Genomic DNA, 17,765 nt, shown 5'->3' with positions numbered 1-17,765 from the left:
TCTGGTTGGCCTGAAGTATTTCATTGACCGGAACACTATAGAGGCTTTTATCTTTCAATGGAATATCGCGAGCGCTTCTTTCATGGCCGCACGAAAAGCGTTCTTCTTAGGGATTTTCCGGACATCGCGCAGTGGAACACGTCTCCACGTAATTGCCCACAATATTTCACCTACCGGAATTTTTTTCAATCTTATACCGGCAAACGGAATTTGAAATTGACGCGAAGTAATTTGACTAGCTAGAGTCGCCTTCACCGACGCAGTCGTCGATTGAACCGGTGTCGAACCATTCAGAGGCCAGATCATGTCGTTCCTCACACTCACGGACGTTACGAAATCGTTCGGCGATCTACAGGCGGTCGCCGACGTGAACCTGTCGGTGGAAAAAGGCGAGTTCGTTTCGTTGCTTGGGCCGTCCGGCTGCGGCAAGACCACCACGCTGCAGATGATCGCGGGCTTCGTCGAGACGACGCGCGGGCGCATCACGCTCGACGGCCGTGACATTACGCACATGAAGCCGAACAAACGCGGCCTCGGCATCGTGTTCCAGAGCTACGCGCTGTTCCCCCACATGAGCGTCGCCGATAACGTGGCGTTCGGCCTGGAAATGCGCAACGTCGACAAGGCCGAGCGCAAGGAGCGCGTGCGCGAAGCACTGGCGCTAGTGCGACTCGACACGCTCGCGCATCGCTTTCCGCGTGAGTTGTCCGGCGGTCAGCGGCAACGCGTGGCGATTGCGCGCGCGATCGTGATCGCGCCGCCCGTGCTGCTGCTCGACGAGCCGATGTCGAACCTCGACGCCAAGCTGCGTGAAGACATGCAGTTCGAACTGCGCGCGATTCAACGCAAGATCGGTACGACCACCATCATGGTCACGCACGACCAATCGGAAGCGCTCTCGATCAGTGACCGCGTGGTGGTGATGGAAGCCGGCCGGATCACGCAGATCGACACGCCGTACGAAGCCTACGAACGCCCGGAAAACCGCTTCGTCTCGCAGTTCATCGGCAAGGCCAACATGCTGCCGGGCACCGTGGTGGCGCGTGACGGCGACGCCATCCGCATCGACCTCGGGCACGATCTCGCCGAAACCGGTCACACCGCGCAACTGCCGGCGCGCGAGCGCGTGGTCGGTGTCGGCGACGCCGTGACCTTATGCATCCGTCCGGAAAAGCTGCGCCTGTGCGCGCCGAACGCCGGGCGCGTGCCCGCCACGGTGACGAGCCGCTTTTTCCTCGGCAGCCAATGGCTGTATCGCCTGGATAGCCGGCTTGGCGAAGTGCTGGTGTGCTGTCAGAACGAAGGCAGCGAGCCGCTCGCGGAAGGCGCGGCGGTCGGTGTCGACTGGAATAGCGAGGCAATCCGCTTCATTCAACGGGATGCGCATCATGGCTAGTACGCTCCCCGCTTCGAACCACGGCAGCACGAAATCCGGCAATCCGCCTCGCGCGCCGTGGCATGCATTCTTGCCGCTCTGGCTGATGTGCGCGCCCGCCTTCCTGCTGTTCGTGGCGCTCGTGCTGGTGCCGCTCGTCATGACGCTGGTGCTGACCTTCTACCGCTTCGATCCAGCAAGCGGCCCGCTCGCGGCATTCCAGTTCGGCAACTACGTGGAAGTGCTGCAGTCGTCGTACTTTCACAGCATCTTTGCGCGCACCTTCGGGATCGCGTTTCTGACGACGCTGCTGTGCGTCGTGATCGGTACGCCTGAGGCGTATGTGCTGTCGCGCATGCGCGATCCGTATCGTTCGATGTTCCTGCTGGTGATCCTCGCGCCGCTGCTGGTCTCGGTCGTGGTGCGCGCGTTCGGCTGGAGCATGCTGCTCAACAGCAACGGTCTCGTGAATCAGGCCTTCGCGCTCGTCGGGCTCGGGCCTTACAAGCTCGAATACACCACCTTTGCAATCGTGATCGCGCTCGTGCACGTGATGCTGCCGTTCATGGTGATTCCAGTCTGGACCGCGCTGCAGAAGCTCGATCCGCAAACCGAAAACGCCGCGCTTTCGCTGATGGCCTCGCCCGCCACCACGTTGCGCCGTATCGTTCTGCCGCAACTCACGCCGGGCATTCTGTCGGGCAGCCTGATGGTGTTCGGTTTGTCGGCCAGCGCGTTCGCGATTCCCGGCCTGCTCGGCGGACGCCGCCTGAAAGTCGCCGCCACCGCCGTCTATGACGAGTTCCTCGGCTCGCTGAACTGGCCGCTCGGCGCGACCATCGCGCTCCTGCTGCTGGTCGCGAATCTGATCGTGATGCTCACTTATTACCGGGTTCTGGAACGCAAGTACGCCAGAAGCCTCGGTTGAACCCACAAGCACATTGAGCGGAATCATCATGAGAAAAAACGGCCCTATCGCGCTGATTTTCCACACGCTCGTCATTGCGTTCGTGCTCGCGCCGCTCGTGATCGTCGTGCTGGTCGCGTTCACACCGGACGAAACGCTGACGCTGCCCACTCACGGCGTGTCGCTGCGCTGGTTCCGGGCGATCCTCAATTACCCGGACTTCATCTCGGCGTTCTTCAACAGCCTGAAGCTGGCCTTCGCTTCGGCCACGCTGTCGTTGATCGTCGCGTTGCCCGCGGCGCTCGCGATCGGACGCGCGCGCTTTCCGGGGCGCAGCTTTCTCAACGGCCTGCTGCTCTCGCCGCTGGTGATTCCCGGCCTCGTGCTCGGCATCGCGTTGCTGCGCTTCTTTGCGCTGATCGGCGCGACCGGTTCGTTCGCGTGGCTCGTACTCGCGCACATGATCATCATCACGCCATTCGTGATGCGGCTGGTGCTGGCCTCCGTCAGCGGATTGGACCGCAGCGTCGAGCACGCCGCGCATTCGCTCGGCGCCGATGCATGGACCACGTTTCGCCGCATTACCTTCCCGATGATTCTGCCGGGCATCACCGGCGGCTGGCTGCTTGCCTTCATCAACAGTTTCGACGAACTGACGATGTCGATTTTCGTCACCTCGCCGCAAACCGTCACGCTGCCGGTGCGCATGTACATGTATGCGACCGAATCGATCGATCCGATGATGGCCTCCGTGTCCGCGCTGGTGATCTTCATCACCGCCGGCGCGATGCTGCTGCTCGATCGCGTGTATGGACTCAACCGGATTCTGATCGGCCAGCACTGATGCCCTCTTCCGCCCTCTCTCTCATGCCGTCGAACCTGCCGTCTTCCGATACCGCTGCGCTCAGGTGTGAGCCGCAATTCGTCCGCGTCGCGGAAACCCAGCGTGAACCGCTCAGCTTCTTTCTCGACGGTCACGAAGTCACCGCGCTGCAAGGCGATACGCTGCTGACCGCCGTGCTGATGCAGCAACGGCGCGTGCGCGAAAGCGAATTCAGTGGAGCGCCGCGCGCGGGCTTCTGCCTGATCGGCGCATGTCAGGACTGCTGGATGCGCGCTGAAGACGGCACGCGCCTGCGCGCCTGCTCGACGCTTGTGACGCAGGGTATGCGCGTGATCACGCGGCTCGCGGCTTCCGCTTCCACGTCTCTATCAGCTACCGGAGAAGCGGCATGAGCAGCGAACACCGCGTGGTGATCGTCGGCGCCGGACCGGCTGGCGTGCGCGCCGCCGAAACCCTGGTTGCGGCCGGCATCAGGCCCATCGTGCTCGACGAAAACGCGCGCTGGGGCGGACAGATTTATCGGCAACCGCCCGCCAATGGGGCGTTCCAGCGCTCGAAGAAAACCCTTTACGGATTCGAAGCGCACAAAGCTGACGCGCTGCATACGACGATGGCCGCGCTGCTGCCGCATCTCGACTATCGCGCCGACACGCTGGCGTGGGCCTGCGAACCGGGCCGTCTCGATACGCTGCACGCCGGACGCGAGATCAGCGTGCCGTTCTCGCACCTGATCATCGCGAGCGGCGCAACCGATCGCGTGCTGCCCGCGCCGGGCTGGACGCTGCCTGGCGTCTATACGCTTGGCGCGGCTCAGGTCGCACTGAAAGCGCAGGGCTGCGCCATCGGCCGACGCGTCGTACTCGCGGGCACGGGGCCGCTGTTGTATCTGGTCGCGTATCAATACGTGAAGGCCGGCGCGCAGGTGGTCGCGGTGCTCGACACGAACCCGCTCGCGCAGCAGATCGCCGCCGCGCCGAAGCTCGCGCGGCAGCCGTCCACCTTCGCCAAGGGCCTGTATTACGTCGGCTGGCTGACGCTGCATGGCGTGCGCATCGAACGCGATGTGAGCTTGCTCGGCATTCGTGGCGAACACGGCGTGAACGCGATTGAATGGCGCGCGAGGCGCAGCGGTTCGCAAACCGAAACCCTTGCGTGCGACGCGGTCGGCATCAGCTTCGGCCTCAAGCCCGAAACGCAGCTTGCGGATCTGGCCGGTTGCCGCTTCCGTTTCGATGCGCACAACCGCTGCTGGCTGCCCGAACTCGACGCCGCCGGCCGCAGTACCGTGCCCGGCATTTATCTGGCCGGCGACGGCGCGGGCATCGCAGGCTCGGACGCCGCCGAACTCGCCGGCCGCCGCACCGCCTTGACCGTACTCGACGACCTCGGCATTGCGCATCCACGCGGCCCCGGCATGCATGACACGGCGTCGCTCGATCGCAGGCTGCAACGCATCGCGGTGTTTCGCCAAGGCATCGAAGCGGCCTTCGCGCCGCCAGCGAAATGCGCGGCGCAATGGCCCGATGACATGATCGTCTGCCGCTGCGAGGAAATCGATGCGGGCACCTTGCGCCGCTGCATCCGCGGCGGCGAAGCCAACGAGATCAACCGTCTGAAAGCACTGACGCGAGTGGGCATGGGTCGCTGCCAGGGACGCATGTGCGGAGAAGCGGCGTTGACGCTGCTCAGCGAGGAATCCGGCAGCCCGCTCGAAGCCGTAGGCCGTTTGCGCAGCCAGCCGCCGGTCAAACCGATTCCGCTGTCGCCCTCGATCTATGCCGATGGCGTCGCCGAGATTCCCGAGGAGGCGCGCGATGAGTGACACCGTGCATTACGACGTCGCGATCGCCGGTGGCGGTCTGGTGGGTTCGTCGGCCGCGCTCGCGCTGGCGCGGCGCGGCTTGCGCGTCGGTCTGTTCGAACGGCGTTACTGCGGCGCGCAGGCCAGCGGCGTGAACTACGGCGGCGTGCGCTGCCAGGGACGGCCTGTCGAACAGATGCCGCTTGCGATGCGCGCGCGGCGCGTCTGGGACAGCTTGCCGGCGTTGATCGGCATCGACGGCGAGTTCACGATGTCGGGCCATTTGCGGCTTGCCCGCAGCGAAGCCGATCTTGCCGCGCTCGAAGCATGGGCCGACATGGCGCGCGGCTACGGACTGCACGCGCAACTGATCAGCGGCCCGACGTTCCGCCAACGTTATCCCTGGCTCGGCAGCGCGGCGGTCGGCGGTTCGTTGTGCTCAACCGATGGTCACGCGAATCCGCGTCTGGTGTCGCCCGCATTCGCGCGTGCTGCACGGGCGGCCGGCGCCGACGTCCGCGAACAAACCGAATTGACCGATATCCGCCACGACGGCACGCGTTTTCAGCTACGCGCGGGCGAGACCCGCATCAGCGCCGGCTGGCTGATCAACTCGGCCGGTGCATGGGCGAACACGGTGGCCGGTTACTTCGGCGAAACCGCGCCGATGAAACCGATCTATCCGAACATGTGGGTCACCGAGCCCTTGCCGCTGTTCATTACGCACAACCTCGGCGTCTATGGCGGCGGCATCTACGCGCGGCAAGTGGCGCGCGGCAATTGCGTGATCGGCGGCGGGCGCGGTCATGGCGACGGCGAATACGGCCAGCCGTCGACGGAAACCACGCGTGCCGTGATGCGCGACGCCTGCGCGCTGCTGCCCGGGCTGCGCGAGGCGCTGCTGATTCGCACATGGAGCGGCGTGGAAGGCGAAACACCGGACAACAATCCGATCATCGGCGCGAGCCGCACAGTGCCGCGGCTGCTCCATGCGTTTGGCTTTTCAGGCGGCGGCTTTCTGCTTGCGCCGGGCGTCGGCGAAATACTCGCCGATCTCGTTATCGACGGCGCCACGGCCACGCCGCTCGACGCGTTCTCGATTGACCGCTTTGCTGCTGTTCCGACCTCATCCGTCGCCTAGTCATTGCCTGCTATGACTCGCCGATTGCTTGCTTACTGTCTGGTTAGCGTTTAACGAAACTCAGGAGTCCCTCAATGAAACTGTTCAGAACGATCGCGGCGCTGGCCGCATTGTGTGCGTTCGGCGCGGCAGCGCCGGCATGGTCGCAAACCAAAACGATCTACATCGGCATGAACGGCGGGCCGATGGAAAAGGCTTATACGAGCCAGGTGCTGCCGGACTTCGAGAAAGCGAATAACGTGAAGGTGGTCGTGGTGCCCGGCACCTCGTCGGACATTCTCGCCAAGCTGCTCGCCAACAAGGCCAACCCGCAGATTCACGTGGTATTTCTCGACGACGGCGTGATGGCGCGCGCAGTGAGCATGGGCGTCTGCAAGAAGCTCGACGATGCACCGGTGCTCAAGGAACTCTATCCATTCGCGCGCATGAAGGACGATATGGGCGCGGGCGTGCAACTCGGTATGACCGGCATTGCGTACAACAAGAAACTGTTCGCAGAAAAAGGCTGGGCGCCGCCCACCTCGTGGATGGACTTCGCCGATCCGAAGTACAAGGGTAAGGTGGTGTTCCAGTCCGCGTCGAGCAGCACCTTCGGCCTGCACGGCTTTCTCGCGATCAACCGTCTGATGGGCGGCAGCGAACAGAATGTGGAGCCGGGCTTCAGCAAATGGGCCAGCACGGTCGGTCCGAACGTGGTCGAGTACGTGCCGAATTCGGCCAAGATCTCTGAAATGGTACAGACTGGCGAAGCCGGCCTGTTCCCGTTGACGCCGACTGCCGTGGGCGATCTGCAGGATAAGGGCATTCCGGTCGGCTACGTGAATCCGAAGGAAGGTCCGGTGTTGCTGCTGGTCGACCTGTGCGTGGTGAACAACAGCCCCGATCCGCAACTGGCGCAGAAACTCGCGCAGTTCCTGCTGTCCGCGCCGGCGCAAACGAAAGCCGCCGAGGCCGGCAAGCAGATTCCGACCAACCGTCTCGCGAAAATGACGCCGCCGATGCAGCAAAGCCTCGGTAACGTCGACGATCTGGTGAAGAAGGTGACCGTGGTGGACTGGGACACGATCAATGCGCACCGCGCGCAATGGGATACGCGCTGGAACAGGCAGGTCGAGCGTTAAGACTTTCTGCTTCAACCTTTCTGCTTCAACGATATGCGCGCCTTGTCGGCTAGTACCGCGAGGCGCGCGTTATTGTTTTTGGCTGTGCGTCAGAAGATCACTGAAATAGCCACGCCTGACCAGATTGAAAGGACGCCGACCAGGAACATGTGCCGCGCAATGCGAATGCGCCTATCGCTAGTTTCCGGTTCGACCGGACTGGTCGCCATCCACGGCACGAGGCCGAGACAGCAGAAGCCGATCATCGCAAACACGAAGACAAAGACGTCGGAGACCCGCCATTTGGTCTGGTCGTATAAGCCCCAGTAGCCGAGAAAGACGATGCCGATCGAGAAGATCGTCGCCGAGGCAGAACTGAGAGCGGGTACGGATCCGGCTGGACTCGGCATGCTTCACCTCCGAAACGTTAGGCTGCTGTGGCCGTCTCCGTCGCCCGCATTGAGGTCATTCAAGACGTGCGGGCCTGCCTCGCTTCATACGTCTTCAGATGACTATACGCGATGCGCAGCAGCGAAAGCCCGTGTTCACCCTTCTGGGCATCGCCGCCGCGCGAGATCAGATCGCCGAGAATGTGATCCGCCTCGGTATGCGAGTGGTTTTCCACGTCGCGCAACATCGAAGCGGTCAGCGGCGAAGGCGTGAAAAGCGTCTGGGTTGCCCGTGCGTCGAAGTCCGGGCCCATTGTGAAGCCCTTGTGCTCGGCCACCGCACGGCACTCGCCGAGCAGATTTTCCATGATGCGCTTGCCGTCCGGCGCGTTCAGAATATCGCCGACCGAGCCGCGCATCAAGCACGTGCCCGCCGCCAGCGTGGCGAGGAACACCCACTTTTCCCACATGCGCAACAGGATGTTGTCGCTGATTGTCGCGTCGAAACCGGCACCGTCCATTGCGTCCGCAATTTCCTGAACGCGGGCGGAGACGCCGCCTTCGAGTTCGCCGAAGGTCATCGCGTGGGCTTCGTTCAGATGCACGATCTGCTGTTCGGCGTTGAGCGTTGCGGCGATCACGCATTGGCCGCCCAGCACACGCGAGGCGCCGAACTTTTCGCTCAGCACCTCGATATGGCGCATGCCGTTGAGCATCGGCAGAATCAGCGTCGATTCGCCGACCAGCGGCCCGAATGAATCGATCGCGTCGTCGAGGCTATAGGCTTTGCAGCTCAGCAGAACCAGGTCGAACGGTTCAGCGCTGGCGCCGGCGACGATCGTCTGAACGTCGCGCAGCGTGAGATCGCCGCGCACGCTCTTGATGACGAGACCGTCACGCCTGATTTTTTCCGCACGACCGGGGCGCACCAGAAAAGTCACGTCCTGACCGGCTGCCGCGAGACGTCCGCCAAAGTAGCCGCCCACGGCGCCCGCACCCACAACTAGAATTCGCATCTTTCGCCTCATGATGGATTGGGTCACGCGTACCGCGTCGCTCAGCATGGCTTCGCGCCGCGAACGCAGTGCGTCTGCAGAAATGTAGCAAAGATTGGCGATGTGCAGGGTTGCTGCGCTGCAATGCAGCGCAGCATACGTCAGATCAAACGCGGTAGTGTCGCGGGTCGCGCCGTGCAGATTGCCGAGGCGGATCGGCAATCTGCGGTCCTCGATTCAATCGGGCATCACGAACATGCCCGCAATGCTACGCGGATCGAAGACCTTCAGGCCCGCCGCTGCATGGCTCAGATCACTTCCAACGCCAACGCAATCCCCTGCCCGCCCCCAATGCACAACGTGACGATGCCGCGTTTGATGCCGTCACGGCGCATCGAATGAAGCAGGCGGGTGGTCAGTACCGCGCCGGTCGCGCCGATCGGATGGCCGTGCGCGATTGCGCCGCCCTGTACGTTGATCAGTTCCTGATCGATGCCGAGTCTGAGCGCCACCGCGATCGGCACGGCAGCAAATGCTTCGTTGATTTCGAAGCGTTCGACATCCTCCAGCTGCCAGCCCGCGCGCGCCAACGCCATTTGCACGGCCGGCACCGGGCCGAGACCGAACATACCCGGCTCGACCGCCGCCACGCCATACGCGACCAGTCGCGCGAACGGCTCGATTCCGCGTGCTTCGGCAAAACCGCGTTCTGCGACCAGCATCGCCGCCGCGCCGCTGTTCAGGCCCGGTGCATTGCCCGCGGTAATCGTGCCGTCCGGGCGGAATGCCGGGCGCAGCCGGGCTAGCGTTTCCACTGTCGTATCCGGGCGCGGCTGCTCATCGCTCGTAAACTGCTGCGGACCTTTGCGACCCTGGGTTTCGACGGCGACCAGTTCCGCCGCGAAGTCGCCACGCGCTTGCGCCTCGGCAAAACGCTGCTGCGAACGCGCGGCCCAGCGATCCTGCGCTTCGCGCGTAATGTCGAATTGCGTGACGAGGTCTTCGGTATGCCAGCCGGAATGCTCGCCGGAAAAGGCATCGTTCAGGCCGTCGCGCAGCAGGCTGTCATGGATCTGCGCGTTGCCCATGCGGTAGCCCCAGCGGCCGCCGTCGAGCAGATACGGCGCGCGGTCCATGTTCTCCATGCCGCCCGCCACCGCCGCGTCGCCGAAACCCAGCCAGATTTCGTGCGCGGCGGATGCGATCGCCTGCGCGCCCGAACCGCACACGCGGTTGACTGTGAGCGCGGGCACGCCAACCGGTACGCCGCCACCGATCGACGCCTGACGCGCCGGATTCATCCGGTTGCCGGCCTGGATCACATTGCCGAGCACGACCGAGGACAACGCAGCCGCGTCGACACCGCTGCGACGCAACGTTTCGCGCACCGCGACCGCGCCGAGTTCCGTTGCGGGCACCTCCTTCAGCGAACCGCCGAACGCACCGATCGGCGTTCTTACCGGATTGCAGATCACTACTTCCCGTGTACTCATCATTTCTCTCCAGTTGAACTACTGCTTCAAGAGTCATGCTTTCGCATCAGTTCGCCGCTGCGGCCGTGACCGTTTCCGGCGCATCCCAACCGCCACCGAGTGAGCGGTACAGCGCGACAGCGGCGAGCGCATGCTCGCGTTTGGCCTGATTCAACGATTCCGAGTCACGCAGATACGCTTCCTGCGCGGCCAGCACGTCGAGGAAACTGGACGCGCCGCCCTTGTACAGTTCGGTCGACAGACGCAGCGCCTGATTCGACGCATCCAGTGCACCGCCAAGACGTTCCACCTGCACCGCCTCATTCACCAGATCGCTGCGGTTGTCCTCGATTTCCTTGAGCGCCTGCAGCATGGTTTGCTGCAGGCCGAGTTGCGATTCGCGCATGCGGCTCTCGCTCGCGTCGATGTTCGCGGTAATCCGGCCGGCGTTGAAAATCGGACTTGTCGCGTTCAGCGCGGCGCTGAACAGGTTGTCGGTGAGCGTTGGCAAGCCAAGGTAGGACGCCGCCAGCAGGCCGTCAGCAAGATTGATCCGGAACTGCGGATAGCGCTGTGCTTTCGACACCCCCACTTCCGCCGCGCGTTGTTCAACGGTGGCGTAGGCCGTGCGCACATCAGGCCGCTGCAACAGCGCTTGAGACGGCAGCGTCTGCGGCACGCTTTGCGCCGGCACCGGAATATCGCGCGCATTGGCGAGCAGCAAACTATCGACGCTCTCCGGCGTGCGCCCCGAATACACCGCGATCAGACTCAACTGATGCTGCACCGTGGACTGCACGCGCGGAATCTGCGCCTGCAGGTCCTGCAACTGATTCTGCGCGCGCGCAACATCGAGTTGCGTCGACAAACCGTAGTGCAAACGCTCCTGAGTGAGCTTCAGCGCGCGGGCGCGGATCTGCTCGTTGTCGCTGAGAATCTGCAGTTGGGATTGCGCCCAGCGCAGGTCGATATAGGCCGCCGCCGTGTTCGCCGCGAGCGCGAGGCGTAACTGATTCAGCGCTCCCTCGCGGCCCGACACCTGCGCCTGCGCTGCCAGCACCGCGAGACGTTCACCGCCGAATACATCCGGCGTCCAGCTCGCCGTCACGCCAACGCCGGCCTGACGCACATAGCCGAGTGGCGGCGGCGTGTTCTGGCGCGAGTCCGAAGCAATCGCGCTGGCGTTCAGTTCGGGCAGCAAGGCCGCGCGATTTTGCGTCGTCAGGTCCTGCGCCTGCTTGACGCGCTCGACTGCCGCCTGCACGTCGAGATTGCCGGTCAACACGGCTTCGACCAGTTGATGCATCACAGGGTCGCCGAACTGCGTCCACCACGCGTTGGCACTCACACTGTCTTGCGGCGCATCGACACTCCACGTAGCGGGCGCGACGGTCTGCACCGTATGCGGCAAGTCCGCGTGGGTTTCGGGTTGCACCGCGCACGCCGCGAGCGTCAGCAGAGCCGCGCTCGCCAGAACCTTGATAACGAACGGTTTCATGATGAATTCCTCAATGAGCATCGGGCGGCGGTGCGGTGTTGCCGAATGGGCGCGAGAACAGCACGCTCGCGAGGCCAACCACGAAACAGAGCGACAGGGCAAAAAACGTGTCGGAGAACGTGAGCACGAGTGCTTCGCGCATCAGCACCGCATGCAGCGCGCCGAGCCCGGCATTGGCCGCATTCAGCGCGTCGCCGCCAACCGCGGCGAAATGCGCGGTCTGCTGCTGCAAAATCGATTCGACCACCGGGCGGCCGGCGTTCAGATGTTCATCGAGCCGCTCGTAATGCAGGTTCAAACGGTCATTGAGCATCGTGCTGCTCACCGCAATGCCGATCGCGCCGCCGAGGTTGCGCATCAGGTTGAAAAGGCCGCTTGCGGAACGAAGCCTCGACATCGGCAATGAACCCAGTGCCATCGTGACGATGGGTGGAATGCAGAACTGCTGGCCGATGCCGCGCAATGCCTGCGGGATCAGCAACTCCTGCCAGCCCCACTGATTGGTCAGCGGCACATACAGATAACAGCCAACGCCGAACAGCACGAGGCCGAACACCAGTAGCAGCCGCATGTCGACGAAGCGCGCGACCAGCGAATACGCAGCCATCGCCAGCAATTGAAAACACCCGACCGACAGCAACGCCACCCCGATCTGCAATGAATCGAAGCCACGCACACGCGACAGGAACACCGGCGTCAGGAATACCGCGCAAAAAATCCCGATCCCGGTGATGAACGACAGCAGACTGCCAATGCCGAAGTTGCGGATCGCCAGCGCGCGCAAATCGACGATCGGCTCTTTCGCGGTGAACGCATGCACGAGGAACAGGAATCCGCAGATCGCCGCCACCCAGGTGCACGTCAGGATGACGTCATCGCCGAACCAGTTCTTGCGCGGCCCTTCCTCCAGCACGTATTCAAGGCAGCCGAGAAAACCGGACATCAGAAGGATGCCGGGGTAATCCCCCGTTTTCAGCAGCGACAGATCGACCTCGTCGAAGTGCACGTACTTCGGCACCATCAACGTGACCGCGACGCCCGGCACCAGATTCAGATAGAACAGCCAGTGCCACGACCATTGCGACGTGATCCACCCGCCGATCACCGGGCCGATGGTCGGCGCGAGCGTGGCGAGCGCGCTGATGGTGGTGGACGCAATCAGGCGCTGCTTGCCGGGAAACAGCACGAACGCGGTGGTAAACACGGTCGGGATCATCGCGGCGCCGAGCGCGCCCTGCAAACCACGGAACAGGATCATCGAGTTGATGTCCCACGCCAGACCGCACAACATGCTGGTGATCGTGAAACCGAGCGCGGAAAACGCGAACACCCAGCGCGTCGAGAACACGCGGGTGAGCCAGCCGGACATCGGAATCACCAGAATCTCGGCGATCAGATATGACGTCTGCACCCATGAGAGTTCGTCCTGACTCGCGGACAAGCCGCCACCGATATCTTTGAGCGACGACGCAACGATCTGGATATCGAGCGTCGCCATGAAGAAGCCGATGCACATCAACGTGAATGCCATGACCTTGGTCCGCATCGGCAGGTCGGCGGGGTTGGCGAGAACTTGAGTCATGATCGGCTTATCCGCGCGCTGGTGCGTTGTCAGCGTCGAGATGCACCTTCACTGTTGCCGACAGACCGGGGCGCAATACGCCTTGCAGATCTTTCGGTACGTCAAGGCGCACGCGCACGGGCACGCGCTGCACGATCTTCGTGAAGTTGCCGGTGGCGTTCTCCGCCGGCAACACACTGAAGGTCGCGCCCGTCGCCGGGGCAAGACTCTCGACGACGCCGTGAATCCGCTTGCTCGAGGCGTCGAGATCGACGTCGACACCGTCGCCGACGCGCATCTTCTTCAACTGGTCTTCCTTGAAGTTGGCATCGACCCACAGTCCGCTCGCGGGCACCACCGTCAGTAGCGACACGCCGACATTCGCCAGCAGGCCGACTCGCGCCGTGCGGTTGCCGACATAACCGTCGATCGGCGAGCGGATCGTCGTGTACTCGACGTTCAGTGCCGCGACCCGCTGCGCTGCTTCAGCGGTGGCGATGCGCGCCTGCGCATCGCCAATCTGCGCGTCGAGCACGGCGATCTGGCGCTGTGCCGCGATCAGTCCGGCGTTGCTGCGGTCGACCGCGGCATGCGCCTTGGTGAGATCGGCATCCGCGCGCTCGACCACCTGGCTCGATACCGCGTCGTCCTTCACCAGTTCGCGGTAACGCGTCTGATCAGCGGCGCTGCGGGTCAATTCGGCACCCGACGCACGCACTTCCGCCGCCTGCTCGTTGATCGTCGCGAGTTGCAGGGATTTCTTCGCCTGCAATTCCGTGACTGCGGCTTGCGCGCTCTGCACTTCGGCGCTCGCCTGTGCGAGGCGGGCGTCGTAATCACGCGCGTCCAGCCGGATCAGCACCTGGTTCGCGTGGACAAACTGGTTGTCCTGCACCAGCACATCCGTGACGAAGCCGTTCACCTTCGGCGCCATCACGGTCACGTCTCCGCCTACATACGCATCATCGGTCGATTCGACAAAGCGGCCGGCGAAGAACCAGTACGAGGCTGCCAGCGCCAGCACGACAACAACCGAGATGATCGCGAGCAGCATCCATGGAATGCGCCGTGCCGGCTTGGCCACGTTGGCCGCACTGGGCGGCGCGATAGTCGAAGGAGTAGTGGACATGATGTTTGGATGTGCGTATGCACTCGTTAAGCTGAAAAAAACGGCGCGTTTGCTTGCGCCGGCCATGATTCGCGATTCGAAAAACCTCAGGGGGAATCCTGTGTGATGGCGAACAATTCGACGCGCAATGCCGCGGCGCGTTGCTCGCCGAAGCGATGTTCGAATTCGGCTTGCGCGGCGTACCAATGCGCGCGACCTGCACTCAGGCGCTCTTCGCCAGCGGCCGTCAGTGCGATCGACAAGGTCCGCACATCCACGCCGAGCGCCTCGCTCGACACCAGCCCGTTGCGCCGCAGCGGCTGGATTGTGCGGACTAGTGTGGTGCGTTGCATGCGCATTACTTCGGCCAGTTGCTTCATCGTCATCGGACCCACGCGTTTGAGGCGCCCCATCAGCGAAAACTGTGTGATGGTAAGGCCGACTTGCGCGAGATGACGGTCATACAGCTGCGAGACGTAGCGTGCGGCCTGGCGGATCGCAAAGCAGTCGTCGTCGAGTAGCCCTTCCATTGCTGCGCGTCCTTTCTCGTGAGTGCGTATGCACACAATCAGATATATTAAAGCCCGTTGAAACGGGCTTGTATGTCCTGGCTAGCCGGTGATGTTGAACAATTCGGAGCGCAGCGCCTTGGCGCGCGCCTGACCGAACTTTGCTTCGAACTCGTCTTGCGCGGCGCGCCACGCAACCGCTGCCTGATCGAAGGTTGCCTCGCCCTTTTCCGTGAGACTGAACAGATAGGTGCGGCCGTCATGTTCTGCCGATTCGGCCGTCACCAGACCGTCGCGCTGCAACGGTTTCATGGCGCGGACCAGGGTGGTGCGCTCCATCACCATGGCGTCGGCAAGGTCCACCATGGCCAGATTCGGCGTGCGCGCGAGTTTGGCGAGGATCGTGAACTGCGCGGCCGTCAGCCCCACCTGGCCCAGATGGCGCTCATAGATCTGCGTAACGTGCCGCGCCGCCTGGCGCAGCGCGAAACAGTTGCATTCGTCGTAAGAGAGAGGACGCGTCATGCTCTGCAGTCTATATGTGCATACGCACAGAGTCAAGTGCCCGAATCAATGAATTATCCGTGCGTGGTCCGAAAAATGGCCCATCGGCGAAAGCCGACGAGCCGCCCTTCCTTGATGACCGCGCGCAGTGGGGTCAGAGCAGCCGGTACGCAAGCCGCGCCGCCGCCCTCGCCGTGCGTTTGTCCTGATCGAGCGACGGGTTGTACTCGGCGATATCCGCCGCGCGCAGCTTGCCCGACGCGCGTACGCGCTGCACCATCGCTTCGACCACCGCTAACGGCACGCCCAATGCGGCGGGCGCGGACACGCCAGGCGCGGTGGATGCGGGCAGAACGTCGAGGTCGATGGTCAGATAGACGTCGTCCGCGGCGTCGAGCGACTGCTGAAGATCGTGCAGGCGCTGCGGCAACTGGCTTTCCTGCATGTCGATATCGAGTACGTAGCGCACGCCCAGTTGCCCGGCATGCGCGAACAGCGAAGCGGTATTGCCCAGATCGCTGATGCCGAAGCACACATAGTTGAACGGGACGCCGCGCCCGGCGCAATCGTTCGCGATCTGGTCGAACGGCGTGCCGGAATTCGCGGGGCGCTTCTGGCGCAGATCGAAGTGGGCGTCGAAGTTGATGATCAGCAGATTGCGCGCTTTCGTACCCGCGCCCGCGGTGCCTGCGCGATCGACATGCCTGCGCAATCCGCTATACGTCCCCCACGCGACCTCATGGCCGCCGCCAAACACCAACGGCCGCGCGCCGCTTGCGAGCACGTCGCTCACCACATCTGCGAGTTCGGCCTGCGCGGCTTCCAGATCGCCGTCGTCGCACACCACATCGCCCGCGTCGGCGAGCGCTGCCATCGACGCCTTCGCCGGCAAGCCCGCCAGCGCGCGGCGCAGTTCCTTCGGCGCGTGCGCCGCGCCGATACGTCCTTGATTGCGGCGCACGCCTTCGTCAGACCCGAAGCCGACGATCACCGGCATGGCGCTGTCACGCGCCGTGCCGTCAAACGGCGCGACCTGATTGAACACGCGCCGTGTGTCGCCGGGCTCGCCGTCATCGGAACGGCCGCTCCATACCTTGTCATCGAATGGAACTCTCATGCGCGCGACAACACTGCCTGCAAGAACGCTCGCGTACGCGGCTGCGACGGCGCCGAGAAAATCTCCGCCGGCGGTCCGGCTTCGACAATCACGCCGCCGTCCATCACCACCACTACATCGGCCACTTCTTTCGCGAAACCCATTTCGTGCGTGACGACCACCATCGTCATGCCTTCGCTGGCGAGCAGCTTCATCACCTGCAGCACTTCGCCAACCAGTTCGGGATCGAGCGCCGAAGTCGGCTCGTCGAACAGCATCACGCGCGGCTGCATCGCCAACGCGCGCGCAATCGCCACGCGCTGCTTCTGACCGCCGGACAAACTGGCCGGCATCACATGCGCCTTGTGCGCGAGGCCGACTTTCTCCAGCAACGCGAGCGCCGCGGCTTCGGCCTCCGACTTGCTCGCGCCGCGCAACATGCGCGGACCGACCGTGATGTTATGCAGCACCGGCAGATGCGGAAACAGATTGAACGACTGAAACACCATGCCGACTTCGGTACGCAATGCGTTGAGCGAACGCTCCTTGAGCATCACGCCGTGATCGACCAGCCGATGCCCGCAGATGTCGATCGTCCCGCCTTCCGCCTCTTCCAGTCCGTTGCAGCAGCGCAGGAACGTACTCTTGCCGGAGCCGCTCGGCCCGATCACGACCACGACCTGTTGCGGCTGAATGTCGAAGTCGATGCCGTTGAGCACCGTATGCGAGCCGAACGATTTGGTCAGCCCGCGAATCCTGACGATAGGTTCATCCAGTTTGGCCACGGTATTCATTGCACCATCCCTCCTGCACGCAAACGGCGCTCCACGCGATGCAGCGCGTAATTGGTCACCTGCGTCAACACCAGATACACCAAGGCGATCGCCAGATACACCTCGAGCGAACGATAGGACACGCTGATGATCTTCTGGCCTTCATGCATCAGATCGTCGATCGTCAGCAGCGACACCAGCGCCGAGTTCTTGATCAACGCGATGAACTCGTTGCCGAGCGGCGGAATCATCCGCACGATCGCCTGCGGCAAAATGATCGCGCGCATTGCCTGCCCGGACGACATGCCGATCGAGCGCGCCGCTTCCATCTGCCCGCGATCCACCGACTGAATCGCGCCACGCACGATTTCCGACACATAGGCCGCGGAATACAAACCGAGCCCGAGCATGCCGCACACGAAAGCCGGCAGCAGAATGCCGAATTGCGGCAAGCCGAAGAACAGCAGGAACAGTTGCACCAGCAACGGTGTGCCACGGAAGAACGTCAGGTACGCCGTGCACAGGCTGTACACGATGCGCCGCTGCGGCGTGAGCCGGCCAATACCAATCAGGAGGCCGAGCACGCACGAGAGCGCGAGCGCGGCGGCGGTCACTTCGACCGTCACCACGGCGCCATGCATGATGTCTGGCCAGCCGGTAATGACCGGCGAAAAATCGAGTTCCATTTTTTC

At 63.3% G+C, this 17,765-nt stretch carries 19 protein-coding genes; 7 read left to right on the top strand and 12 right to left on the bottom strand.

What is annotated here, in order from left to right; all coding sequences use genetic code 11:
- Nucleotides 1–54: 54 nt before the first annotated feature.
- Complete coding sequence (locus PQR27_RS21005; RefSeq protein WP_408525589.1) at nt 55–306, bottom strand: hypothetical protein; 252 nt, start codon at nt 304–306, stop codon at nt 55–57.
- On the opposite strand from PQR27_RS21005, the gene PQR27_RS21000 reads away from it, so the two are divergent.
- The 7 genes from PQR27_RS21000 (at nt 305) to PQR27_RS20970 (ending at nt 7,189) form a co-directional block, all read left to right on the top strand.
- Nucleotides 305–1,396, top strand: a complete 1,092-nt coding sequence (locus tag PQR27_RS21000) for an ABC transporter ATP-binding protein (protein WP_408525588.1) — start codon at nt 305–307, stop codon at nt 1,394–1,396. The genes PQR27_RS21005 and PQR27_RS21000 overlap by 2 nt on opposite strands.
- Nucleotides 1,389–2,303, top strand: a complete 915-nt coding sequence (locus PQR27_RS20995; protein WP_408525587.1) for an ABC transporter permease — start codon at nt 1,389–1,391, stop codon at nt 2,301–2,303. The genes PQR27_RS21000 and PQR27_RS20995 overlap by 8 nt, the downstream gene beginning before the upstream one ends.
- Nucleotides 2,304–2,331: 28 nt before the next feature.
- Nucleotides 2,332–3,126, top strand: a complete 795-nt coding sequence (locus tag PQR27_RS20990) for an ABC transporter permease (protein ID WP_408525586.1) — start codon at nt 2,332–2,334, stop codon at nt 3,124–3,126.
- 23 nt (nt 3,127–3,149) lie between these two features.
- On the top strand, nt 3,150–3,518 hold the full coding sequence (locus PQR27_RS20985; RefSeq protein ID WP_408528253.1) for a (2Fe-2S)-binding protein: 369 nt from the start codon (nt 3,150–3,152) through the stop codon (nt 3,516–3,518).
- Nucleotides 3,515–4,948: an FAD-dependent oxidoreductase gene (locus PQR27_RS20980; protein ID WP_408525585.1), complete on the top strand. Its 1,434-nt coding sequence runs from the start codon at nt 3,515–3,517 to the stop codon at nt 4,946–4,948. Before PQR27_RS20985 ends, PQR27_RS20980 begins: the two co-directional genes overlap by 4 nt.
- Nucleotides 4,941–6,068, top strand: a complete 1,128-nt coding sequence (locus PQR27_RS20975; protein ID WP_408525584.1) for an NAD(P)/FAD-dependent oxidoreductase — start codon at nt 4,941–4,943, stop codon at nt 6,066–6,068. The genes PQR27_RS20980 and PQR27_RS20975 overlap by 8 nt, the downstream gene beginning before the upstream one ends.
- Nucleotides 6,069–6,142: 74 nt before the next feature.
- Complete coding sequence (locus PQR27_RS20970; protein ID WP_408525583.1) at nt 6,143–7,189, top strand: ABC transporter substrate-binding protein; 1,047 nt, start codon at nt 6,143–6,145, stop codon at nt 7,187–7,189.
- 89 nt (nt 7,190–7,278) lie between these two features.
- Here the strand turns inward: PQR27_RS20970 and PQR27_RS20965 are convergent, their stop codons facing one another.
- From PQR27_RS20965 to PQR27_RS20915, 11 genes are all read right to left on the bottom strand, one after another.
- Nucleotides 7,279–7,578, bottom strand: a complete 300-nt coding sequence (locus PQR27_RS20965; RefSeq protein WP_408525582.1) for a hypothetical protein — start codon at nt 7,576–7,578, stop codon at nt 7,279–7,281.
- Between the two features lie 59 nt (nt 7,579–7,637).
- Entirely contained in the window at nt 7,638–8,573 is a 936-nt protein-coding gene (gene panE, locus PQR27_RS20960) for a 2-dehydropantoate 2-reductase (RefSeq protein ID WP_408525581.1), read from the bottom strand.
- 287 nt (nt 8,574–8,860) lie between these two features.
- A complete protein-coding gene (locus tag PQR27_RS20955) occupies nt 8,861–10,045 on the bottom strand; it encodes a thiolase family protein (protein WP_408528252.1) in 1,185 nt (394 codons plus the stop codon).
- Between the two features lie 46 nt (nt 10,046–10,091).
- A complete protein-coding gene (locus PQR27_RS20950) occupies nt 10,092–11,522 on the bottom strand; it encodes an efflux transporter outer membrane subunit (RefSeq protein WP_408525580.1) in 1,431 nt (476 codons plus the stop codon).
- Nucleotides 11,523–11,532: 10 nt separating this feature from the next.
- Entirely contained in the window at nt 11,533–13,104 is a 1,572-nt protein-coding gene (locus PQR27_RS20945; RefSeq protein WP_408525579.1) for a DHA2 family efflux MFS transporter permease subunit, read from the bottom strand.
- A gap of 7 nt (nt 13,105–13,111) precedes the next feature.
- Nucleotides 13,112–14,212, bottom strand: a complete 1,101-nt coding sequence (locus PQR27_RS20940) for an HlyD family secretion protein (protein ID WP_408525578.1) — start codon at nt 14,210–14,212, stop codon at nt 13,112–13,114.
- Nucleotides 14,213–14,298: 86 nt separating this feature from the next.
- Nucleotides 14,299–14,721, bottom strand: a complete 423-nt coding sequence (locus PQR27_RS20935) for a MarR family winged helix-turn-helix transcriptional regulator (RefSeq protein ID WP_408525577.1) — start codon at nt 14,719–14,721, stop codon at nt 14,299–14,301.
- Nucleotides 14,722–14,802: 81 nt separating this feature from the next.
- The gene (locus PQR27_RS20930; RefSeq protein WP_408525576.1) at nt 14,803–15,225 is read right to left on the bottom strand and encodes a MarR family winged helix-turn-helix transcriptional regulator; all 423 of its coding nucleotides are present in this window, start codon (nt 15,223–15,225) and stop codon (nt 14,803–14,805) included.
- Between the two features lie 133 nt (nt 15,226–15,358).
- Entirely contained in the window at nt 15,359–16,321 is a 963-nt protein-coding gene (gene hutG, locus PQR27_RS20925) for a formimidoylglutamase (RefSeq protein ID WP_408525575.1), read from the bottom strand.
- The gene (locus PQR27_RS20920) at nt 16,318–17,094 is read right to left on the bottom strand and encodes an amino acid ABC transporter ATP-binding protein (protein WP_408525574.1); all 777 of its coding nucleotides are present in this window, start codon (nt 17,092–17,094) and stop codon (nt 16,318–16,320) included. The genes hutG and PQR27_RS20920 overlap by 4 nt, the downstream gene beginning before the upstream one ends.
- Entirely contained in the window at nt 17,091–17,759 is a 669-nt protein-coding gene (locus PQR27_RS20915; protein WP_408525573.1) for an amino acid ABC transporter permease, read from the bottom strand. Before PQR27_RS20915 ends, PQR27_RS20920 begins: the two co-directional genes overlap by 4 nt.
- Between the last annotated feature and the right edge of the window lie 6 nt (nt 17,760–17,765).

Source organism: Paraburkholderia fungorum, from assembly GCF_046027215.1.
Taxonomy (GTDB): Bacteria; Pseudomonadota; Gammaproteobacteria; order Burkholderiales; family Burkholderiaceae; genus Paraburkholderia; species Paraburkholderia fungorum_D.
Note: the sequence above shows the minus strand (reverse complement) of the source record. Positions and strands in the feature narration are given on the sequence as shown.